The following is a 21,924-nucleotide window of genomic DNA, read 5'->3' on the forward strand; positions in this document are numbered from 1 at the left end:
GTTTTCCGTTCGAAGGTTTGACATGGCCAACAACCCCGGCGCCCGCAAGGCGATCCGCAAGATCGAAGCGCGGACCGAAGTGAACAAGGCGCGCCGTTCGCGCGTCCGCACCTATCTGCGCAAGTTCCAGGAAGCCCTGGCCGGCGGCGACGCTGCGGTGGCCAAGGCCGCCTTCATCGAGGCCCAGTCCGAACTGATGCGCGCCGTCTCCAAGGGCGTCGTTCACAAGAACACCGGGTCGCGCAAGGTGTCGCGTCTGGCCGCGCAGCTGAAGAAGCTTTCGGCCGCCTGACCCGTTAAGGGTTTTCCAGCATACGGAAGGGCTGTCGTCGTTCCGTTATGCCATTTGTTCGCGTTTTCAACGGCGAAGGAGCAGATGCTCCTTCGCCGTTTTGCGTTCCCCGGTTAACTCTCTTTACGCACGAATACGGAGTCCGGCGTGTCGGTCGGACGAATTTCCCAAGCAGGATTAGCGTTTGACGGAGTCAAACAATTTAACTGCGAATCAACCAACGAATCAGCGTTGACCCGACCGGCGCGCCGCGTAAGTTTTGGGCTCTAACGCACTTCCATCCCAACACGGATGAAGACGGCGCGGGACGATAGTTTCGCGTTGGCGGGAGATGTCTGTCCAGGAGTTCGGCCCCGCCCGAAAAGCATCGCTTTTCGGGGCTGGAGAAGTCGTCCCTGAACCATCGCCCTGAAGTGCAGACGATCGGATTGGCTTTTTGGATTGGGTGGCGGAGCGATGGTTGGGGGTGCGATGGCGGCGGCGAACGGCGTGGACGGATCGAACATGACGGATCCGAACCGCATCTGGAACGAGGCCTCGTTGCGCCTGAGGGCGGAAATCGGCGACGGCCCCTTCTCGTCCTATATCGCCCCCTCGGCCGTGCGGATGGATTCCGCCGGTCAGCTGATCCTGGTCACCCCCACCGCCTACGCCCGCGACTGGGTTCGCAAGAACGCCCTGCGGCGTATGAACGAGCTGTGGCTGGGCCTGGACCGGCTGAACCGCCGGCTGGACGTCCGCTGCCGCGCCGAAGTGGGCTCGGCGCCCCCGGCCTCGGCGGTGATCGGCGGCAATGTGGTGGACGCCACTCCCCGTCTGGCGGCCCTGGCCCAGCCCACCGTCGCCCCCGTCGCCGACGGCGCCCGGGCCGTGCGCGCCGCAGGCCTGCAGGAGCGTCTGACCTTCGACAGCTTCGTGGAGGGTCAGGGCAACGCCTTCGCCCTGGCCATCGCCAAACAGGTGGCCAGCTGGGCCGACGGCCACTTCAACCCCGTCTTCTTCTGCGGCCCCTACGGCTACGGCAAGACCCACCTGCTGAACGCCATCGCCTGGGAGGCCCAACGCCTGCGGCCCGAGGCCAAGGTGGTCTATCTGACCGCCGAACGCTTCCTGTCGACCTTCGTCAAGGCGATGCAGGACCGTTCGACCGCCGCCTTCAAGGAAAGCCTGCGCTCGGCCGACATGCTGCTGCTGGACGACGTCCAGTTCGTGGGCGGCAAGGCGAGCACCCAGGAGGAGCTGCTGTCGACCCTGACCGCCCTGATCGAGGACGGGAAACGGATCGTCTTCTCGGCCGACCGCGCGCCCATGGCCCTGACCGAAGTCGAACCGCGCCTGCGCAGCCATCTGTCCGCCGGCCTGACCTGCCCGGTCGAGGCGGGCGACCGGGCGCTGAAGATCGCCGTGGCCCAAAACCGTCTGAAGGCTCTGTCGGCCCTGGGCGTCGTCCAGGGGGAGGCCGCGCCCGAGGTGCTGGCCCAGCTGGTGGATCGCACCCCCGGTTCGATGCGCGAACTGGAAGGCGCCGTGAACACCCTGGCCGCCGCGGCCGGATCGCGTCTTTCGTCCCTCTCGGTGGACGAGGCCTCGACCCTGCTGGGCGCCGCCCTGCGCGGCGGACCGGAGCGCCGCATCACGGTCGATGAGATCCAGAAGACGGTCGCCGACCATTTCAACCTGAAACAGGCCGACCTGCTCAGCGAGCGCCGCACCCGTTCGGTGGCCCGTCCCCGTCAGATGGCCATGTATCTGTGCAAGCAGCACACCACCCGCTCCTACCCCGACATCGGCCGTCGCTTCGGCGGACGCGACCACACCACCGTCCTGCACGGCGTGCGCAAGATCGAGGAGCTGATGGCCCAGGACGACCAGATCGCCCGCGACGTCGAGGCCCTGGCCCGCAAGCTGCGGGGCTGATTTCGAGCGGCGAGCGGTCGGCGGCGAAGGGCGAGCGAATAGAAAACGTCTCATCCCGCCGATTTGCCCCCAATATCCCTCGTCACTCGCCAACTAACCACGCGCCGCTTCCTTGCTCCTTGCGCCCAATCCGCTAGTGTCCAAGGCCCTTTATCGTGGCGCTCCAGCCTGAGTCGCCGCATCCGGGCGAGACGATATGCAACTGACCATCGAACGATCCGCGCTCCTTAGGGCCCTGGGCCATGTGCAGAGCGTGGTCGAACGTCGAAACACCATTCCGATCCTGTCCAACGTCCTGCTCAGCGCGGGCCGTGACCGTCTGGCCTTCGCCGCCACCGATCTGGACATGGAGATGGTGGACGAGGCCGAGGCTACGGTGAACGTCGAGGGCCAGATCACCGCCCCCGCCCACACACTGTATGAGATCGTGCGCAAGCTGCCGGAAGGCGCCGAGGTCTCTCTGACCTATTCGGGCGACGATCCCCGTCTGGTGGTGTCGGCCGGTCGGTCACGCTTCAACCTGCCGGTCCTGCCGGCCGGCGATTTCCCGGTCATGTCGACCGACAGCGCCGGCGCGTCCTATGTCATGCCCAAGGAAGACCTGGCGCGGCTGATCGACAAGACCCGGTTCGCGGTCTCGACTGAAGAGACGCGTTACTATCTGAACGGCCTTTATCTGCACACGGTGGCCGAGGCCGGCGTGCCTCTGCTGCGCGCCGTGGCGACCGACGGCCACCGCCTGGCCCTGGCCGAGACCCCGGCGCCCGACGGCGCGGCCGGCGGCCCCGGCGTCATCGTGCCGCGCAAGACGGTGGATCAGGTCCGTCGCCTGCTGGACGACGCCGGCGGCCCGGTCGAGATCACCGTCTCGGCCCAGAAGATCCGCTTCCAGCTGGGCGAGGCCAGCCTGACCTCCAAGGTCATCGACGGCGCCTTCCCGGACTATCTGCGCGTCATTCCGCGCGGCAACGACAAACAGGCCGACATCGACAACGCCCTGTTCGCCAAGGCCGTCGACCGCGTGGCCACCATCTCGGCCGAGAAGAGCCGTTCGGTGAAACTGGCCTTCGACAACGACCGGGTGAAGCTGACCGTCCGCAACATGGAGGCCGGTCAGGCCGAGGAAGAGGTCGAGATCGGCTATTCCGACGAGCCGTTCGAAATCGGCTTCAACGCCCGCTATCTGCTGGACGTCGCGGGCCAGATCACCGGCGAAAACGCCGCCTTCCGCTTCGCCGACCCGGCCTCGCCGACGCTGGTGCTCGATCCGGGCGATCCGGGCGTGCAGTATGTGCTGATGCCGTTGCGGGTGTGATCGAGTGGCGAGTGGTGAGTGATGAGTGGCGAGCACGACTCGTCCTGCTTTTCTCGCCACTCGCCACGCGCCACTCGTCACCTCCTTGATCTCCTCCCTCACCCTCACCGATTTCCGCTCCTATTCGAGCGCACGGCTGGAGCTCGCCTCCGGCCCGGTGGTGCTTCACGGCCCGAACGGGGCGGGCAAGACCAATCTGCTGGAGGCGATAAGCCTTCTGACCCCCGGCAAGGGGTTGCGGGGCGCGACCGCCGCCGAGATGGGGCGGCGTGAGCCCGGCGAGGCGGTGGGCCGCCCCTGGGCCGTCATGGTGGAGCTGGACGACGAGACCCGTCTGGGCACCGGCGTTCAGACGGCCGGCGCGGCGCGGCGCATCGTCCGCATCGACGGCGAGACGGCGCAGCCGGGGCGGTTGCTCGACTATCTGCGCCCGGTCTGGGCCACGCCCGAGCAGGACCGGCTGTTCTCCGACGCCCGGGCCGAGCGGCTGAAATTCTTCGACCGTCTGGTCTTCGCCGCCGATCCCGATCACGCCGCCAGCGTTTCCGCCTATGAAAAGGCCCTGCGCGAGCGGCTGCGACTTCTAACCGACGCTCAGAACGGACGCGAGGCCGACCCCGTCTGGCTGGACGCCCTGGAGGCCCGGCTGGGGGAAGCCGGCGCCCGCGCGGCCCTGGCCCGCGTCGCCGCCCTGCACGCCCTCCAGGCCGCCATCGACGTCCGCCGCGACCGACCCTTCCCCCAGGCCGACCTGGGCCTGGACGGCCCCGCCGAACAGATGGCCGAGGCCGGCGCCGAAGAAGACGAGATCGCCGCCGCGATCCGCGACGGCCTGGCCCGCGCCCGCCCCCGCGACGGCGCCGCCGGCCGCTCCCTGTTCGGCCCTCACCGCACCGACCTGACCGCCCTTCACCGCGAGAAGAACCGCCCCGCCGCCGAAGGGTCGTCCGGCGAGCAGAAGGCCCTGGTCCTGAACCTGATCCTGGCCCAGATCAGCCGCCTGTCACACCAGTCGGCCCGCCCCGTCCTGCTGCTGGACGAGGCCCCCGCCCACCTGGACGAGGCCCGCCGCGCGGCCCTGTTCGACGAGATCACAGCCCTGGATCTGCAGGCCTTCATGACCGGCACCGAACGGGGCCTGTTCGCCGGTCTGGAGGGCCGCGCCCAGTTCGTCCGCGTCGCCGGCGGGGCGCTGGAGCGCGACTAGGAATCCACGCCGGAATTCCTCGCTTTTTCGCCGAAATTTCCTATATGTTGCGGGCTTCGACGCGGTGCGATCCCGTCGTCGATTCGAGGGCCCTGAGCGGCGCTCACTCCCCGTCCCGGTCGGGACTTCAGAGCCAAAGATTTCATGACCGATCCGATTGCCGAACAGCCCGAATACGGCGCCGATTCCATCAAGGTTCTCAAAGGCCTGGACGCGGTGCGCAAGCGTCCCGGCATGTATATCGGCGATACGGACGACGGCTCGGGCCTGCACCACATGGTCTATGAGGTGGTGGACAACGCCATCGACGAGGCCCTGGCCGGCCACGCCGACCTGGTCCAGGTCATTCTGAACGCCGACGGCTCGGTGACGGTCACCGACAACGGCCGGGGCATTCCGACCGACATCCACGCCGAGGAAGGCGTCTCGGCGGCCGAGGTCATCATGACCCAGCTGCACGCCGGGGGTAAGTTCGACCAGAACTCCTACAAGGTCTCCGGCGGCCTGCACGGCGTGGGCGTGTCGGTGGTCAACGCCCTGTCCGACTGGCTGGAACTGAAGATCTATCGCGACGGCAAGCAGCACCAGATGCGGTTCGAGCGCGGCGACACGGTCAAGTCGCTGGAAGTCACCGGCACGGCGCCGATCCGCACCACGGGCGACAAGGCCGGCCAGCCCCTGAGCGGCACCGAGGTGACCTTCTTCCCCTCGATCACGACCTTCAGCCACATCGACTTCGACTTCAAGACGCTGGAGCACCGCCTGAGGGAACTGGCCTTCCTGAACTCGGGCGTGGTCATTCGCCTGGCCGACATGCGCCACGCCGAGCCGATCGACGTCACCCTGCACTATGAGGGCGGGGTCGAGGCCTTCGTGCGCCACCTGGACAAGTCGAAACAGCCCCTGCTGAAGGACGTCATCGTCATTCGCGGCAAGAAGGAGGGGATCGAGCTCGATCTCGCCCTGTGGTGGAACGACAGCTACCACGAGACCATGCTGTGCTTCACCAACAACATCCCCCAGCGGGATGGGGGCACCCACCTGTCGGCCTTCCGCGCCAGCCTGACCCGCGTCATGGGCGGCTATATCGAAAGCTCGGGCCTGGCGAAGAAGGAGAAGGTCGCCCCGACCGGCGAGGACGCGCGCGAGGGCCTGACCTGCGTCCTGTCGGTCAAGGTGCCGGACCCCAAATTCTCCAGCCAGACCAAGGACAAGCTGGTCTCCTCCGAGGTGCGGCCGGCCGTTGAGGCCCTGTGCTCGGAAGGCCTGTCCACCTGGTTCGAGGAACATCCGGTCGAGGCCAAGATGATCGTCGCCAAGATCATCGAGGCCGCCTCCGCCCGTGAAGCGGCGCGCAAGGCCCGCGACCTGACCCGCCGCAAGTCGGCGCTGGAGATCAGCTCCCTGCCCGGCAAGCTGGCCGACTGCCAGGAACGCGATCCCGCCAAGTCCGAACTGTTCATCGTCGAGGGCGACAGCGCCGGCGGCTCGGCCAAACAGGCGCGCAACCGCGAGAACCAGGCCGTCCTGCCCCTGCGCGGCAAGATCCTGAACGTCGAACGCGCCCGGTTCGACCGGATGCTGTCGTCGGACCTGATCGGCACCCTGATCCTGGCGCTGGGCACCGGCATCGGCCGCGACGACTTCAACGCCGACAAGCTGCGCTATCACAAGATCATCCTGATGGCGGACGCCGACGTCGACGGCGCCCACATCCGCACCCTGCTGCTGACCTTCTTCTATCGGCAGATGCCCGAGCTGATCACGCGCGGCCATGTCTATATCGCCCAGCCGCCCCTGTATAAGGTCTCCAAGGGCAAGCAGTCGCGCTACCTGAAAGACCAGGCCGAGATGGACGCCTATCTGATCGAGGAAGGCTCGTCCGAGGCCGAGCTGGACCTGTCGACCGGCGAACGTCGGATGGGTCTGGATCTGCAGTCCCTGGTGCGCGAGGCCAAGGCCTTCAAGGCCGGGGTTGATCGCCTGAGCCAGCGCGCGCCCGCCTTCGCCGTCGAACAGGCGGCCCTGGCCGGCCTGTTCAACGAGAACGCCGACACCGCCGAGGCGGCTGCGGCCGCCGCCGTCCGCCTGAACCTCTATGCCGAGGAGGGCGACGGCGACTGGACCGGCGCGCCGGGCGAGCAGGGCGCCGTGATCTTCACCCGCACCCGTCGCGCGGTCCAGGAGACCATCGTCCTGGAAGAGACCCTGATCCGGTCGCTGGACGCCCGCCGCCTGGCCGAACGCGCCGCCGCCTTCGACGGCGTCTTCGCCGCCCCCGCCACCTATCGCCGCAAGGACAAGTCCACGACCATCCGCGGGCCGCTGGACCTGCTGAACGCAGTGCTGGACGCCGGCAAGAAGGGCCTGGCCATCCAGCGCTACAAGGGTCTGGGCGAGATGAACCCGGAACAGCTGTGGGAGACGACGCTGGACGCCAACGCCCGCACCCTGCTGCAGGTCTCGGTCGAGCACGAGGAAGACGCCAACGACCTGTTCGCCAAGCTGATGGGCGACGTGGTCGAACCCCGCCGCGACTTCATCCAGGAAAACGCCCTGGACGCCGCCGTCGACGTCTGACGCTCGGTCACCTACCCCCATCGAAACAAGCCGCCCCCGATCTGCGATCGGGGGCGGTTCAGTTTGGCGTCAGGGTTTGACGAGCTGAGCGAAGTCCGGCTGGAGGGAACGTCCCCCAGCCGGCATCGCCCTGATCCTGGATCAGTAGGAATAGGCCAGGCGGACCAGGAAGTTCCGGCCGGGTTCCATATAGTCCTTCTGATAGGAGGGGCTTTCGCCCTTGGTCGTATAGTAGCGGTGGCCGTCCAGGATGTTCTGGACGTCGAAGTCCATCGTCAGGCCGGGACGGAAGGTGTAGCGCGAGTGGAAGTCCAGGCTCTTGTTGGGCTGGACCCATTTGTCCACGGCGTTGTCACGCAGGTCTTCGATATAGGCGCCCTGATACTGATAGGACAGCCGGGCTTCGAAGCCGTACTTCTGATAGGTCAGAGAGGCGTTGTAGATCAGATCCGGCGCCTGGATGAAGGAGATCTTGCGCCCCCTGCGGTAGTCCAGACCCGTCTCGGCCTCGCTGACCTGACGGGTCAGATTGGCCTCGACCCCGAAGCCGTCGAAGGGCGCGGCCATGCCTTCGAAGGACTTGATCAGGTTCAGTTCGACGCCGGTGATCCGGGCCGTCTCACCGTTCTTGGGCTGAGTGATGGTGATGACGCCCTCTTGAGTGTCGGCGTCCACGGCGCTGCCGTTGGTGAAGATGAAGTGGTCGATCTTCTTGTGGAAGACGCCGATCGACACCAGGCTGGAACGGTCCGGGTAATATTCAGCCGAAACGTCCAGGTTCAGGGCCTCGGCCGGTTTCAGGTCGGGATTGCCCCGGCTGATGGAGACGATCTCGCCCAGGGTCTCGCCCGGCCTCGGTTTCGCCCGGCCGACGCTGACGCCGCGCGAGATGTTGCTGAACTCGGGCCGGGAGAAGCTGGTCCAGATCGCGCCGCGATAGACGAAGTTTTCCGACGGGCGATAGATCGCCGTCACGCTGGGCAGGACGTTGGTGTAGTGGCTGTCGGTGTCGCCGAAGCCGCTCCGGTCGCCGTCTTCGATCCAGTTGGTGTTGGTGACTTCCGTGTGTTCGACGCGCACCCCGGCGACCACGTCCAGATCGTTGAGCTGGAAGCTGGCCAGGCCGTAACCGGCGTAGATGGTCTCCTCACCGCTCTTATCGCTCGAGTTCAGATCGGCGTAGGAATAGTTGACCGGATTGGCCTTCTGGGCGGCCTCGATGGCGGCCTTCACCTTGTCGCGGTTCAGGATGGCGCCGTAGTAGTAGCGGCCATTCAGAACGTTGCGGACCTCGCGGTCGATCAGGCCCGACTGACCCAGACTCTTGCCCGCCAGCGGCGTGTTGTCGAACGAACCGCCCCAGATCGGCGTGGCGTCGTACTCCCGCTCGGACCGCAGGATCTTCACGCCCGCCTTCAGATGACGGACGAGGCCTTCCATCTCATAGACGGCGTCGAACTTGAACGCCGTGCGCGCGTCGGTCTGTTTGTCGCGGCTGCGGCCGCCGCCGTCATAGGGCAGCAGATTGGGATCGTTCGGCGCGTTCTGGGCGAAGGCCGGCAGTTGCGGCATGGGGAAGCGCGGATCATAGGACGACCACAAGAGGCCCGTCTGGTTGAACGGCGCCGAGCAGGCGTCGCAGTTATAGCCGATGGAGAAGCTGTCCGGTCCGCCCTTCTCGCCGGCGCTGTAGCTGAGGTCGTAATCCAGGGTCAGGCGGTCCAGACGGCTCTGGCCGCCCAGATTGATGGTGCCCAGGGTCGAGGTCTGGTCCAGGGTCTGGAAGGTGCGGGCGAACTGGAAGGTCTCGGGCTTCCACACGCCGGACCGGCCGAACAGGGACCAGTAGGACGAGCTGCTCTGACGGTCCGCGTCCGTGATCACGCCGTCAGCGTCGAAGTCTTTGATCTGGGCGGTGGTGTAGCTGTAGATGCGGCCCTTGGCGCCGAAGCCGACGACCGCATTGTCCGGCTGGATCAGGCTGGTGTCTTCCAGATCGACCTGCTGGAGGCGTTTGGTCTTGCGGCTGCGGAAGTCGGTGTAGTCATTGGTGCCGGTCCGTTCCAGACGGCTGTACTGACCGCGCAGATAGAAGTCGTTCGTGTCCCCGCGATAGTCGATCGAGAAGTTCCCGCCGAACCGCTCTTGCTCGATGCGACGGTAGTCCAGGTCGATGCCCGGCAGGTACATCGAACGCTCGTCGATCTCTTCGGTGCTGTTCCGACGCCAGCGATAGGGCTCCCACTCGCCGTCGTTCTCGGTCTCTTCGTTCAGGCCGTTGCTCTTGCCGTAGTTGAAGGAGACGAAGGCGCCGAAACGGCTGTCGGACGGCAGGCGGCTGGCAAAGTCCAGCTGGACCTGACCGGCGCCGTCCTTTTCATCCTGCTCGCGGGCGCGGTCGTTGATCCCATAGCTGAGGAAGGCGCGCGCCACCGGGCGGGCGAAATCGAAGGCCGTGGGGGTCTGGAAGTTGACGGAGCCGCCGATGGCGTCGCCGTCCATGTCCGGCGTCAGGGTCTTGGAGACGGTGATGCTCTTCAGGCCGTTGGGCGGCAGGACCGTCATCGACATCTTGCGGCTGTCGGGATCGGTCAGGGCCACGCGGACGCCGTTGATCGAATAGGCGTTGAAGGTGCCGGCCAGGCCGCGCACCGAGACATATTCGCCTTCGCCCGTCTCCTGGTTCACGACGACGTTGATGCCGGGCGCGCGGGCCAGGGCGTCGGCGACATTGGCGTCGGGCAGCTTGCCCAGGTCGTCGGACGAAATCACGCTGGAGACCACGCCCGAGCGGCGCTGGGCCTCGATGGCGTTGGCGGTGCTGAGGCGCTGGCCGGTCACGACGACCTCCTCCACCTCGGCGGGCGTGGATTGCGGCGCGGCGGTCTGGGCGTGGGCGACGCCCGCGACCAGGGCGGCGGAACCCGCCAGGAGGACGGCGCGCAGGCCGGTCCCGGCGGTGGTGTGACGATGAACGGCCCGTTCCTGGGCCATGAGATGACGCGACATGACTGTCTCCATTGATCCTGATGTGTGGTCGGATCGGCCATCGAGGTCCGCTCAAGGCAGGCGTCAGCGATCAGCGACGCGCGGGCGCGCCCTGACTGCATCAACCGCTCGACCCAGACCCGGGCCGAAAACTATTGGATTGCGACGGCGCCGCCGGAACCGGCGGGCCGATGTCTTTCGCTCCGTCTATCCGGAGCGGTGACGACTGGACCCTTCACTCATTCAACAACCCCCATTCGTTGAAATGAAAACTAGGCTTCCGCCCTGCGGTTGATCAGGTCGCAGAGAAGCTGGCGATAGGCCTCGAAACCGGCGACCTCGACGCCCTGGGCCTTGCCCAGTTCGTCGTAGCGGCGCAGCCGAAGGGCGGCTTCGGCCGCCGGCAAGGCCATGAATTCCTCCACCTCGGCCGGGCTCATCGGTCCGCCCTGCAAGGCCAGGCTCTGAAGCGAGGCGGCGCTCAGCCGATCGACATAGCCCGGCGCCGTGGCGGCCAGACACCGTTTGGCCGCCACATGCAGTCGGACCGGCTCGGTCACTTCAGGTCCAAAGGCGCGGGCCAGATAGCCGGCGCTGATGTGTTCGTGACGGGTGTCGATGCCCCGGTCGGCGGCGTCCTCGCCGGCCTTCTGCATCATGTGGCCGACGTCGTGCAGCAAGGCCGCCGCCACCAGGGCGGGCGGAGCCCCGTCCGCCTGGGCATGGTGCGCCGTCTGCACCGCATGCTCCAGCTGGGTGACGTCCTCCCCGTAATGCAGCCCGCCCAGCCGGGCGAACAGGTCCGAAAGTTCAGAGACGAAGGCGTCGGCGTCCACGGGAGAGGTCATCAAATTTCCGTCGTAAGCAGCGGTCGAAAGAGCGGGGGTCACAGGCGCATCCGCCCGATGGCCGGATCGGTGCGGCTGGGGCGGCCGGTCTCCACATGACCGGCCAGCCTCTGGATGAAGGTCGGATCATTCTCCAGGCTCACCGTCAGGTCGTACCAGTGGTCGCTGCCGCGCAGGTCCCAGGTCGATTGCGACGCTGCGCCGGGCCGGACGGTCAGCCGACGCCGCGCCTCGCCTTCGGACAGGGGATAGGCGGGGTCCATGTCCAGCACCGCCAGAACCGGCTCTTCGCCCGCGCCCGTCACGCCCACGGTCAGCACGCCCCTGGCGTCTGTGGCGATCATCACCTGCGGCTGGGGCTGGGCGGCGTCGCCGGCGAAGCGGCGGTAGAAACCATTGGGTCCGTGAACCGTCAGATCATAAGGACCCGGCCGGCCGGTGTTCCAGTGTCCGGCCGCATAGGTCTCTCCGGCGGCGAGGGTGAAGCGCCAGGGGCCTGCGCGATCGGTGGCGTCGAACACCTGGAAGACCGCGCCGGTGCGGCCGCGGTTGACCAGGTCGATCCAGACAGCCCCATCGGCGACGCGGGCCTGGGCGGCCAGATCATAGGGCAGAGGGCGGGCGCCCCGCTGCGGCCCGTCCTGAACGGCCGGAACCTGGCGCTCGGGAATCCGCAGGGTCGGCGCGGCCTTGGATCGGGCCACGCGCTGCATGTAGTCGGCCGTTGCGGGCAGAGACAGGGCGGCCCAGTCCTGGTTGGGACGCGCAAAATCGAAGGCCGACGTCAGGTCGCCGCAGACGGCCCGACGCCAGTCGCTGATGTTCTCCTCCCGAACGCCGAAACGTTTTTCGAGGAACTGCAGCGTCGAGGTGTGGTCGAACACCTCCGAACAGACGAAGCCGCCGCGGCTCCAGGGCGAGACCACGATTGCGGGCACCCGAATGCCCAGGCCCAGCGGATGGGCGCCGCGATGGGCCGGATCGGCGTCGGGCCCATAGACCTTGGCCTCGCCGGCGACGGAGACGGTGCTGTGGCCCTGGTCCGGCGTCAGGGGCGGCATCGGCGGCTGGATATGATCGTAGAAGCCGCCGGCCTCGTCATAGTTGACGATGAAGACGGTCTTGGAGAAGACCTCCGGGTGATCGACCAGGGCCTCGATCAGCTGGGCGCAGACGTGCTCGCCCTTGGACGGCTCGGCGTCGGGATGTTCCGACAGATCCCGCGCCGTCACGATCCAGGACACCTGCGGCAGGCGCCCGCCCGCTATGTCGGCGCGGAAGGCCTCCACCAGCTGCTCGCCGTCCGATCGGGTGCGGTCCGGGCCGGTCTTATGCTCCGACACCCAGGACCGGCCGCGCTGATACAGGGGCGACTCCTTGGGGCAGGGCCGGAAGGGCTTGAAGACCGACAGGATGTTGTCGCCGAAATTGTCGTACTCCTGATAGACCTTCCAGCTGACGCCCGCCGCCTGGAGCCGTTCGGCGTAGGTGGTCCAGTCATGCGGACCGCGCGCCATCTCCATGTCTTCGGCCATGTCGGCGCTGGGCGTCTCGTCCTCGCCGTAGTTGCTCATCTCGGGGTCGCCGCCGACCTTTCCGCCGCCGTTGCAGCCGGTCCAGAGGTGCAGCCGGTTCGGATAGGTCTGGGTCAGGGTCGAGCAGTGATAGGCGTCGCAGACGGTGAAGCCGCTGGCCAGGGCGTAGTAGAAGGGCAGGTCCGAGGCCTTGTAATAGGCCATCCGCTTATGCAGCTCGCCGGAATGGCCCCACTGGTCATAACGGCCGCCGTTGACGATGGTGACGGCGGCCTTGTGGCCCTGGTCCGACCCGTCGACCGTATAGGCGTTGGTGGTGCGGGAATCCCCATGGAAGGGAATGACGAAGCCGTCGGGGTGCTGGTCGCTGGGCTGACGCCAGACGCTGGCCCCGCCCGGCAGCCGTTGGGGGCGCGGATCGCCGAAGCCGCGCACCCCGTTCAGCGCGCCGAAATAGTGATCAAAGGCGCGGTTCTCCTGCATGAAGATGACCACGTGTTCGACGTCCATGATGGTGCCGGTGGCGTTGTTGGCGGGAATGGCCATCGCCTTGCGCACCGTGGCGGGCAGCAGGTTCAGGGCCGCGCCGGCGGCCGCGCCGCCCAGAGCGCCCCGCAGGAAAGACCGACGATCATTTGACATGGATCAAATCCCCCTCTTCATTTTTGGTATAGACCAGAAGGGCGGTCACCTTCGGCGAAATTTTCATGAAGCTTGCGCGGCGGATGTCTGAACCATCCGTGGGCGGACCCGGCTCGCTTGACCCGCAATGCTCGAATTCGCATCTTCCGACCGGGCGGGAATCGACCGTCGTTTGAGCGATTCCATGACGCAGCCGGACAGTCTCCATTACCTCGGGGTGCGCGACGCCATCGCCGCGCGGATCGCGGGCGGAGAGTTGAAGCCGGGCGAACGCCTGCCCTCCGAACGTCAGTTGCAGGTCGGCGGCGGCGTGGCGCGCGGCACGATCCGCGAGGCCCTGTTCCAGCTGGAGGCCGAGGGGGTCATCTATCGAAAGGACCGCAGCGGCTGGTACGTCTCTCCCCCGCCCGTCGTCTATGATCCGACGCGCTGGGAGGGCTTCATGTCCTATGTGGAGGCCCAGGGACGCCGGCCGACCACCGAAACCCTGAGCAAGACCGAGATCGCCTGCACCCCGGTTCTGGCGCCGATCTTCGGCCGTCCGGTGGGGGCCCCCATGTACCGCATCCGCCGTCGGCGTTCGGTCGACGGCCGTGCGGTTCTGGTGGAGACCATCGTCGTGGACGCCGCCATGGCCCCGGACCTGCTCAGCCATCCGCTGGACGGCTCCCTGACCAGCGTGCTGAAGTCCGCCTACAACATCGCCGTGGCCCGCAACCGGGTGGACATGCAGCCCTGCGCCCTGACGCGCGGCGAGGCCGAGGCGTTGCAGGTCAAGTCGGGCCTGCCCGGCCTGAACGTGGTCCGAACCAGTTATGACGCCCAGGGCCGGGTGGTCGAATTCGACCGCGAATACTGGCGCCACGACGCCCTGAAGATCAGCGTCGACATCCGGGTGCGTTAAGCCCTCGGGCGATCAGGCCCTCCGCGCCGCCTCGGCCTCCAGGGCCGGGATCAGATCCGCCACCGTGTCGATGACCCGGTCGGCGCCCGCCTTCAGCAGACGATCGGCGGCTGCGGCCAGCCGGGCCGACCGTTCGTCCGCATCCAGCTCGGCCAGGGCCTGGGCCGTCAGCCCCGTCAGATTGCCGGACGCGGCGACCCCGATGGTGAAACAGCCGGCGTTGCGCCCCTCGGCGATCCCCACCTCGGCGTCATCCACCTTGACCACGCGCGACAGGGGCCAGACGCCCAGATCGGCGCAGGCCTTGTAGATCATCAGGGGCGACGGCCGTCCCTGAGGCGTCTCATGGGCGCAGACCACCAGGTCGGGGGCGTAACCCTGGTCGGCCGCACGGGGCAGGACCGCCTGCATCATCTCGCGCGTATAGCCGGTGCAGGAGGCGATCTTCAGACCCTCGCCCCGCAGCCGGGCCACGACCTCGGCGGCGCCGGGGATCAGGTCCGCCGTTTCCTGGGCCAGGCGGATCATCGGCTGCTGGAGTTCGCCCATGACCCGTTCGATCGCCGCCGTATCGGGCGCCGCGCCGTGCGCCGCCCGCCAGGCCTCATTGACGCGGGGCTGTTCGAACAGGGCCCGCACGTGATCGGCCTTGGCCCGGCCCATGTCCCGGCGCGCCTCGTCCTCCGTCACGGGCGTGTCCAAGGCGGCGAAGGCCTCCATCAGGGCCAGAACGGGCGCCCGGCTACCGAAATCGACCATAGTGCCGGCCCAGTCGAAAACGACCATGTCGAAACTGTCGCGGATGGGGGTCATGGTCACGTCTCCTGAAACAGGTCTGCAATCACCTCTTCGCCGAAGGCGAAGCCGGTGGAGGCGCCGTTGCCGGCGGTGATGAGGGCCAGGCGCACGGCCGGGTGCGGCGCCGCGATCAGATCGGCCTGGGGGCCTCGGGCATAGGTTCCGGTCCAGCGCTGGAGCACCGGCGGGGCGGGGTGGCCGGTGGCGGCGCGCCATTCGTCCAGGATCAACTGATCGACCGCCTCGCTGGCGAAGGGGTCCGGCGTGGCCGCGTCGTGGTGGCTGTCGCCCATGACCAGGGCGCCGTCGGCGTCCTGGACCGCGATCAGATGGACCCCGTTCGTCAGGGCCTGGCCCTGCTCCGCCTCCAGCCGCGCGCGCAGGGCGGCCGCCTCCGGCAGGGCGGCGTAGCCGCCGTAGCGCACCAGGCCCAGGTCCGACATGACCGGAGCGGGCAGATTGAAGCCGGGCGAGGCCAGCCGCATCATCTGAAGCTTGCAGCGGGTGACCCCCGCCTGGGCCATTTGATCGGGAAACAGACTGACCAGGTCGTCGCCGGGACAGACAACGATCCGCTCGGCCTCCACCACGCCCCGACTGGTGACGAGGCGCGGCGGCTCGACGGTCTGGACGGCGGTCTGTCGCCGAAACGCGACGCCGAAGCGATCCGCCAGCCAGGCGGCCAGACGCGGGATGGCGATGCGGGAATCCACGCGCAGCTCGTGGGGGCTCCACAGGGCGGCGACAGTCTGGGGGCCGATGACCTGCGGCGCCCGCGCCCGCGCCTCCTCCCCCGTCATCAGCCGACACCCTTCGCCCATTTCGGTGGCCGTGAAGGCCTCCAGCACGGCCGCAGCCTCGGGCCGGCGCACAGGCAGCCAAAGGCCGCGTTGCAGGACCGGCACGTCCGCCTCCCGCGCCACCTCGTCCCAGATGGCGCGGCTGCGGTGGGCGCGGCTCCAGACCTTCCCCCGCGGCTGGCCCGTGACGGTGACGAAGCCGAAATTGCGGATCGAGGCGCCGTTGGCCTGGGCGTCGCGGTCGATCACCACGACCGACAGGCCCCGCCGCGCGGCCGCCAGGGCGCAGGCCAGGCCGACGATCCCCGCCCCCACCACAGCGACGTCGTAGCGTCTCTCCGTCATCCTCGTCCTCGTCATCCAAGCGTCGCAGCAGTGGTCTAGACCACGCGCGTGCAACGGGATGATGTCAAATGATGAAACGGATGCGGTTGTGGCTGGCCCAGGCGAATCCTGTCGTCTTCGTCCTGTTCGCGGGTCTGGCGGGTTTCTGCGCCTATTTTTCCATGTACGCCTTCCGCAAACCCTTTACGGCGGCGACCTTCGACGTCGTGCCTGGATGGGACTTCGCCCTGGACTATAAGATCGCCCTGGTGATCGCCCAGGTCGCCGGCTACGCCCTGTCCAAGCTGATCGGGGTCAAGGTGATCGCCGAAATGCGGGCCGAACGCCGCGCCCTGGCCATCGTGCTTCTGATCGGGGCGTCCTGGCTCGCCCTGGTGCTGTTCGCGGTGACGCCGGCGCCGTGGAACGTCGCCGCCCTGTTCCTGAACGGCCTGCCCTTGGGCCTGATCTGGGGTCTGGTGTTCGGCTTCATGGAGGGGCGGCGCACCAGCGAGGTGCTGGGCGCCATATTGTGCGCCAGCTTCATCCTGTCTTCCGGCGTGGTGAAATCGGTCGGCAAGGCCCTGATGGAGCATCAGCACGTCAGCCCCTTCTGGATGCCGGCGACCGTCGGGGTGGTCTTCATGCCCCTGCTGGCCGTTTCGGTTTTGGCCCTGGCCGCCCTGCCCCCGCCCAGTCCCGCCGATGAGGCCGAGCGGGTCGCCCGCCGCCCGATGATGGCGGGGGAGCGGGCCGCCTTTCTGGCGCGCCACTGGCCGGTGCTGGTCCTGCTGATCGCCGCCTATGTGCTGCTGACGGCCTTCCGAGACCTGCGCGACAACTTCGCCGCCGAGATCTGGCGGGCCCTGGGCTATGGCGACGCCGCCTCGGTCTTCACCGCCAGCGAAGGCCCGGTCGCGGTCCTGTCTCTGGTCGCCATGGGCGTTCTGATCGCGGTCAAGAACAACGGCCGCGCCCTCCTGCTCATGCATGGGGTCATACTGGCCGGTTTCGCACTATTGGGCCTGTCCACCCTGGCCTTCCAGCATGGTTTGATGTCGCCGATCGCCTGGATGATCGCGGGCGGCGCGGGGCTTTATCTGGCCTACACCCCCTTCAACGCCATGCTGTTCGACCGGATGATCGCCTATTCCGGCACAGTCGCCACCGCCGGCTTTCTGATCTATCTGGCCGACGCCACCGGCTATCTGGGCAGTGTGGCCCTGCTGCTGTTCAAGAACTTCGCCGTCGTGGACCTGCCCTGGCTGCCCTTCTTCACCGGCGCCGCCTATGCGACCAGCCTTGCGGGCCTGGTGCTGGTGGGGGGCTCGGCCCTGCTGTTTCTGCGCGGACGGCGGGACGGCGCGTCTTCAACTTGACTTTCGCGGCCGAAGCGCCCATTTGCGCTGCATCGCACAATCGCGATCTCCGGCGTCTCCAGCGCGTGTGGGTCCGCTTTCGGACCTGACTGTAGCAGCCGCCGGCTCCTCATAGTCATTCGCTGCCCGGACACGCGGGGCGGCGCCCGATCCACCCCGCAGGCCTCGTCTTTGAGGCTCCGTCGGGACTGGCGGTGCGCGGCCCGACGGCGTCATGCCATGGCCGATGCGCGTCGCCGCACGCGAAAGAAACTGCCGTGAGCACCACCTTCGAATCCATGGGCCTCAACAAGGCCCTCCTCCAAGCCCTGGCCTCGACCGGCTACGTCAAGCCGACCCCGATCCAGGAAAAAGCCATCCCCGACGTCATGCTGGGCAAGGACTTGCTGGGCATCGCCCAGACGGGCACCGGCAAGACGGCGGCCTTCGCCCTGCCGATCCTGCATCGCCTGGCCGAGAACCGCACCCCGCCCGTGCCGCGTACCACGCGCGCCCTGATCCTGAGCCCCACGCGCGAACTGGCGACCCAGATCGGCGACAGCTTCAAGGCCTACGGCGCCCATCTGGGCTTTCGGGTCGCGGTCATCTTCGGCGGGGTGAAATACGGCGCCCAGGAACGCGCCCTGCAACAGGGGCTGGACATCCTGGTCGCGGCGCCCGGCCGTCTGCTGGACCATATCCAGCAAAAGACGCTGGACCTGTCCTCGACCGAGATCTTCGTTCTGGACGAGGCTGACCAGATGCTGGACCTCGGCTTCATCAAGCCGATCCGTCAGATCGTCAGCCGCATGCCGGCGCGCCGTCAGAACCTGTTCTTCTCGGCCACCATGCCGACCGAAATCGGCAAACTGGCGGGCGAACTGCTGAAGGATCCGGTCAAGGTCCAGGTCACGCCGCAATCGACCACGGTCCAGCGCATCAGCCAGTCGGTCGTCTATATTGAACAGGGCAAGAAGCGCGCCCTGCTGACCGAGATGTTCAGCGATCCCGAGTACAAGCGCTGCCTGGTCTTCACCAAGACCAAGCACGGCGCCGACAAGGTCGCGGCCTATCTGGAAGCCGGTGGGGTCGAGGCCGGCGCCATCCACGGCAACAAGTCCCAGCCCCAGCGTGAACGCACCCTGGAAGCCTTCAAGAAGGGCAAGCTGCGGGTGCTGGTCGCCACCGACATCGCCGCGCGCGGCATCGACGTGGACGGCGTCTCCCACGTCGTGAACTTCGAACTGCCGCACGTGCCGGAATCCTATGTCCACCGCATCGGCCGCACCGCGCGGGCGGGCAAGGACGGCACGGCCGTCAGCTTCGTCGCCGGCGACGAGATGAAGCTGCTGCGCGACATCGAAAAGGTCACGCGCCAGAAGACCCCGGTCGCGGACCGCCGCAACGACAAACAGCTGGCGGCCCTGGACGCCTCCATCATGGCCGCCGGTGTCGCCAAGAAGGCGACCCTGCCCGAACGTGAAGGCGGCGATCGCAACGAAGGCGGTCGCGGCGGGCGGGGACGTCGGGTTCCGCACCGCGACGGCGTCCGTCCGGAAGGCGGCGGCCAGCCCCACCGCCAGCGCCGCAACCGCCCCGGCGGCGAGGCGGCGGCTCCCCGTCCGGAGAAGACCTACAACCCCCTGGCCGGCGAAAAGACGACCCCGCGCGAACCGCGCCCGTCCGATGCGCGCCAGCACGAGCCCCGTCCGGTCGGCGAAATGAAGCGCCGCCCCCGTCGCCGCCCCTCCAACGGCGGCAAGGGCTACGCCGCCAAGGGGTGATCCTCACCGCCTTCCCCCCGCCTGCGGGAGAGGGTCTGGAAAGAAAAACGGCGGCGCCTTTGCAGGCGCCGCCGCTGTCATGTCAGCCGGGGCTGAACCGACTTAGAAGTTCCAGGTCGCGCCCAGCGAGAAGCCGACGCCCGAACCCTTGGCCTCGCCCCGCAGGTTCGAGATGACCAGGCCGTTGTTGTACAGGTCGCGCGTGTCGTTGATCGTGGCCGTGTCGATGTCGATATAGGTCACGGCGCCGTCGAAGGTCATCGAACCGATCGTCTTGGACAGGCCGGCGGCGTACAGCCAGCGGTCGCCGTCGGGGATGCGGGCGGTGCGGTGATCGTCCGGCGTCGGCGTCGGGTCATAGCCCAGGCCGGCGCGGACCGTCATGGTCGGATCAATCTTGTAGTCGAAGCCGATCGCGCCGGTGGTGACGTCGTCATAGTCCTGAACGATGGTCGAGGATCCCGTGGCGCCGTAAGCGACGCGGATGGCGTCGAACTCGCTCCAGCCGATCTGATTGACCTGGGCGTTCAGGGTCAGGCGGTCATTGACGGCGTAGCGGGCCGAGACGGTGGCGAACCAGGGGGTGGTGAAACTGGCGACGCCGTCAGCCGAGACGTTGGCGGGAGCCAGGACGCCGGTCAGGCCCGAGATGTTCACCGTGCCGTCCAGCTCGTGCTCGATCTTGGAGCGATACGACAGACCCAGGTCCAGCTTGCCGAAATGCATCTGGGCGCCGGCGTTCCAGCCGTAGTTCCAGCCGTCGCCTTCCAGCTGGTTGCGGCCGTCGGTCGACGGCGAGACGACATAGGCGGGCGACAGGACGGCCGGGATCGGCGCGTTCGGCAAGGCCGAGGACAGGGTGGCCTTGGCGAACTGAGCGTCAAAGCCGGCGCCGATGTCCAGCCAGTCGGTGACCGTCATGGCGGCGACCAGGCTGACGTTGGCCGAGCGCAGTTCCGACGTCAGGGCGTCGTAACGGGCGAAGTCCGTCGGCTCGTACTTGGTGGTGAAGTTGTAGGGCGCCTGGACGGCCAGGCCGACGTTGAAGCGGTCGCCGATCGGCATGGAGACGGCGAAGTTCGGCACGATGCCGCTTTCGACCACCTCGTGGACGTGCGGGTCGCCGTTGACCGGATAGGTGCGGCTGACGACGCCGACGCCGGCGACCGGCACATTGTAGGTCAGGGTCGAGCCGGTGTTGTCGACGTCGGAATCCAGGACCAGGCCGTGCATGCCGACATAGAGTTCACGCTGGGTTCCGGCGATGGCGGCCGGGTTCCACCACAGCGACTGGACGCCCTTGTCGGCGCCGACGCCGGCGTTGGCGCGGCCCTGGGCGCGGGTCGATTGTTCTTGGACGTAGAAGGAGCCGGCCATGGCCGGAGCGGCGACGCCGGCCAGCAGGGCGGTCGTCAGCGCAATGCCGCCCACGCGGGCGAAATTCCTGGGAGTCATAAGAGCCATTCCTATAGTTCAGCCCCCGCCATTTACGCGGCGGTGGGTATCGGGGAGGTCGATCGCACGGCAGCGCTTTCGTCAGGAAAACGTTGCATGCGTGGCGGGTCTCCGCCCGGAAACGGGCGAAACTGTGTCTTAAAAAGCCCACATGATCACACCGGCGAGAGGTTACGCCGGGGCAGGTTCATTCGGATGAACGACAGTGTCGCGCAATACACAGTCGTTCTTTCCGCAACGGAAGGAATCCTTGACCGCCCCACATTCGCCTTGCGTATCCGTGATAGGATCGCCATCTGAAGCCGCTTCCGTCGCCGAATAGAGCCCCATGTACGAAACGCCCGAACTGGAAACCGACGCCTTGGTCCGCTCCAGCGCCATCCGCATCCATCAGGCTGAGGATTTCGAAGGCATGCGCAAGGCCGGGCGTCTGGTGGCCGAGGCGTTGGACATGATCACGGCCCATGTGAAGCCGGGCGTCACGACGGGCGCGATCGACGACCTGATCCGCGAATTCACCCTGGACCACGGGGGCCTGCCCGCCTGCCTGGGCTACAAGGGCTATGAGAAGACCGTCTGCACCTCGATCAACCACGTCGTCTGCCACGGCATCCCCGGCGACAAGGTTCTGAAAGAGGGCGACATCGTCAACATCGACCACACCGTCATCGTCGACGGCTGGCACGGCGATTCCAGCCGCATGTATGCGGTGGGCGAGATCAATGCCCGGGCCAAGAAGCTGATCGACGTCACCTATCAGTCGCTGGAGCTGGGCCTGGAGCAGGTCAAGCCGGGCAATACGTTCGGCGACATCGGCTTCGCCATCCAGAAGTTCGTCGAGGCCCAGCGGATGAGCGTGGTGCGTGACTTCTGCGGCCACGGCATCGGCCGCGTCTTCCACGACAGCCCCAACGTCCTGCACTATGGCAGGAAGGGCGAGGGCGCCGTGCTTAAGGCCGGCATGTTCTTCACCGTCGAGCCGATGGTGAACCTGGGCAAACCCCATGTGAAGGTCCTGTCCGACGGCTGGACCGCCGTGACCCGCGACAAGTCCCTGTCGGCCCAGTGCGAACACACCATCGGGGTGACGGAAGACGGACTGGAGATCTTCACCGCCTCTCCGGCAGGACTGTTCCGCCCGAACTGAACCCTTGATCCCCGACCGCCTTCCGCTCAG

General features: G+C 67.3%; 15 protein-coding genes. 9 read left to right on the forward strand and 6 right to left on the reverse strand.

Going from position 1 to position 21,924, the window contains the following annotated elements:
* Positions 1-22 precede the first annotated feature (22 nt).
* The 5 genes from rpsT to gyrB all read left to right on the forward strand — a co-directional run bounded on the left by rpsT (position 23) and on the right by gyrB (position 7,311).
* Positions 23-292 carry a 30S ribosomal protein S20 gene (gene rpsT, locus JMT67_RS07810; RefSeq protein WP_054766717.1) on the forward strand — a complete coding sequence of 90 codons (270 nt, stop codon included), beginning with the start codon at positions 23-25 and terminating at the stop codon, positions 290-292.
* A 504-nt stretch (positions 293-796) separates the two neighbouring features.
* Positions 797-2,209 (forward strand): chromosomal replication initiator protein DnaA, encoded by a 1,413-nt coding sequence (gene dnaA / locus JMT67_RS07815; RefSeq protein ID WP_233455837.1) that lies wholly within the window; start codon positions 797-799, stop codon positions 2,207-2,209.
* A gap of 196 nt (positions 2,210-2,405) precedes the next feature.
* Positions 2,406-3,524, forward strand: coding sequence for a DNA polymerase III subunit beta (gene dnaN / locus JMT67_RS07820; RefSeq protein WP_054763870.1), 1,119 nt, complete (start codon positions 2,406-2,408; stop codon positions 3,522-3,524).
* An 85-nt stretch (positions 3,525-3,609) separates the two neighbouring features.
* Entirely contained in the window at positions 3,610-4,731 is a 1,122-nt protein-coding gene (gene recF, locus JMT67_RS07825; RefSeq protein WP_201463147.1) for a DNA replication/repair protein RecF, read from the forward strand.
* A 144-nt stretch (positions 4,732-4,875) separates the two neighbouring features.
* A complete protein-coding gene (gene gyrB / locus JMT67_RS07830) occupies positions 4,876-7,311 on the forward strand; it encodes a DNA topoisomerase (ATP-hydrolyzing) subunit B (protein WP_201463148.1) in 2,436 nt (811 codons plus the stop codon).
* 141 nt (positions 7,312-7,452) lie between these two features.
* On the opposite strand, the gene JMT67_RS07835 is transcribed toward gyrB, so the two are convergent.
* From JMT67_RS07835 to JMT67_RS07845, 3 genes are all read right to left on the reverse strand, one after another.
* Positions 7,453-10,320 carry a TonB-dependent receptor gene (locus tag JMT67_RS07835; protein ID WP_233455838.1) on the reverse strand — a complete coding sequence of 956 codons (2,868 nt, stop codon included), beginning with the start codon at positions 10,318-10,320 and terminating at the stop codon, positions 7,453-7,455.
* 251 nt (positions 10,321-10,571) lie between these two features.
* Positions 10,572-11,147 (reverse strand): HD domain-containing protein, encoded by a 576-nt coding sequence (locus JMT67_RS07840; RefSeq protein WP_182714194.1) that lies wholly within the window; start codon positions 11,145-11,147, stop codon positions 10,572-10,574.
* A 38-nt stretch (positions 11,148-11,185) separates the two neighbouring features.
* The gene (locus tag JMT67_RS07845) at positions 11,186-13,324 is read right to left on the reverse strand and encodes a phosphocholine-specific phospholipase C (protein ID WP_201463150.1); all 2,139 of its coding nucleotides are present in this window, start codon (positions 13,322-13,324) and stop codon (positions 11,186-11,188) included.
* Between the two features lie 184 nt (positions 13,325-13,508).
* Here JMT67_RS07845 and JMT67_RS07850 point away from each other — a divergent pair, with 184 nt between their 5' ends.
* Entirely contained in the window at positions 13,509-14,228 is a 720-nt protein-coding gene (locus tag JMT67_RS07850; protein WP_054766720.1) for a UTRA domain-containing protein, read from the forward strand.
* A gap of 12 nt (positions 14,229-14,240) precedes the next feature.
* On the opposite strand, the gene phnX is transcribed toward JMT67_RS07850, so the two are convergent.
* Both phnX and JMT67_RS07860 read right to left on the reverse strand, forming a co-directional pair.
* On the reverse strand, positions 14,241-15,041 hold the full coding sequence (phnX, locus tag JMT67_RS07855; RefSeq protein ID WP_182714197.1) for a phosphonoacetaldehyde hydrolase: 801 nt from the start codon (positions 15,039-15,041) through the stop codon (positions 14,241-14,243).
* Between the two features lie 2 nt (positions 15,042-15,043).
* On the reverse strand, positions 15,044-16,171 hold the full coding sequence (locus tag JMT67_RS07860) for a TIGR03364 family FAD-dependent oxidoreductase (RefSeq protein WP_201463151.1): 1,128 nt from the start codon (positions 16,169-16,171) through the stop codon (positions 15,044-15,046).
* Positions 16,172-16,242: 71 nt separating this feature from the next.
* Between JMT67_RS07860 and JMT67_RS07865 the strand changes: the two genes are divergently transcribed.
* Entirely contained in the window at positions 16,243-17,529 is a 1,287-nt protein-coding gene (locus tag JMT67_RS07865) for a DUF5690 family protein (RefSeq protein ID WP_233455927.1), read from the forward strand.
* A 278-nt stretch (positions 17,530-17,807) separates the two neighbouring features.
* Positions 17,808-19,292 (forward strand): DEAD/DEAH box helicase, encoded by a 1,485-nt coding sequence (locus tag JMT67_RS07870; RefSeq protein ID WP_201464008.1) that lies wholly within the window; start codon positions 17,808-17,810, stop codon positions 19,290-19,292.
* Positions 19,293-19,394: 102 nt separating this feature from the next.
* Here JMT67_RS07870 and JMT67_RS07875 read toward each other — a convergent pair whose 3' ends face one another.
* The gene (locus tag JMT67_RS07875; RefSeq protein WP_325100322.1) at positions 19,395-20,756 is read right to left on the reverse strand and encodes an OmpP1/FadL family transporter; all 1,362 of its coding nucleotides are present in this window, start codon (positions 20,754-20,756) and stop codon (positions 19,395-19,397) included.
* 319 nt (positions 20,757-21,075) lie between these two features.
* Here JMT67_RS07875 and map point away from each other — a divergent pair, with 319 nt between their 5' ends.
* Positions 21,076-21,894 (forward strand): type I methionyl aminopeptidase, encoded by an 819-nt coding sequence (gene map, locus JMT67_RS07880; RefSeq protein WP_191558482.1) that lies wholly within the window; start codon positions 21,076-21,078, stop codon positions 21,892-21,894.
* Positions 21,895-21,924 lie beyond the last annotated feature (30 nt).

The organism is Brevundimonas aurantiaca, assembly GCF_904830995.1.
GTDB lineage: Bacteria > Pseudomonadota > Alphaproteobacteria > Caulobacterales > Caulobacteraceae > Brevundimonas > Brevundimonas aurantiaca.

Excerpts from the sequence above, each read along its gene's own strand:
- JMT67_RS07875 (WP_325100322.1), bottom strand. The coding sequence starts at position 20,756 with ATGGCTCTTATGACTCCCAGGAATTTCGCCCGCGTGGGCGGCATTGCG.
- JMT67_RS07845 (WP_201463150.1), bottom strand. The coding sequence starts at position 13,324 with ATGTCAAATGATCGTCGGTCTTTCCTGCGGGGCGCTCTGGGCGGCGCG.
- dnaA (WP_233455837.1), top strand. The coding sequence starts at position 797 with ATGACGGATCCGAACCGCATCTGGAACGAGGCCTCGTTGCGCCTGAGG.
- dnaN (WP_054763870.1), top strand. The coding sequence starts at position 2,406 with ATGCAACTGACCATCGAACGATCCGCGCTCCTTAGGGCCCTGGGCCAT.
- JMT67_RS07865 (WP_233455927.1), top strand. The coding sequence starts at position 16,243 with ATGAAACGGATGCGGTTGTGGCTGGCCCAGGCGAATCCTGTCGTCTTC.
- JMT67_RS07835 (WP_233455838.1), bottom strand. The coding sequence starts at position 10,320 with ATGTCGCGTCATCTCATGGCCCAGGAACGGGCCGTTCATCGTCACACC.
- JMT67_RS07840 (WP_182714194.1), bottom strand. The coding sequence starts at position 11,147 with ATGACCTCTCCCGTGGACGCCGACGCCTTCGTCTCTGAACTTTCGGAC.
- phnX (WP_182714197.1), bottom strand. The coding sequence starts at position 15,041 with ATGACCCCCATCCGCGACAGTTTCGACATGGTCGTTTTCGACTGGGCC.
- JMT67_RS07850 (WP_054766720.1), top strand. The coding sequence starts at position 13,509 with ATGACGCAGCCGGACAGTCTCCATTACCTCGGGGTGCGCGACGCCATC.
- JMT67_RS07870 (WP_201464008.1), top strand. The coding sequence starts at position 17,808 with ATGGGCCTCAACAAGGCCCTCCTCCAAGCCCTGGCCTCGACCGGCTAC.
- JMT67_RS07860 (WP_201463151.1), bottom strand. The coding sequence starts at position 16,171 with ATGACGGAGAGACGCTACGACGTCGCTGTGGTGGGGGCGGGGATCGTC.
- map (WP_191558482.1), top strand. The coding sequence starts at position 21,076 with ATGTACGAAACGCCCGAACTGGAAACCGACGCCTTGGTCCGCTCCAGC.
- gyrB (WP_201463148.1), top strand. The coding sequence starts at position 4,876 with ATGACCGATCCGATTGCCGAACAGCCCGAATACGGCGCCGATTCCATC.
- rpsT (WP_054766717.1), top strand. The coding sequence starts at position 23 with ATGGCCAACAACCCCGGCGCCCGCAAGGCGATCCGCAAGATCGAAGCG.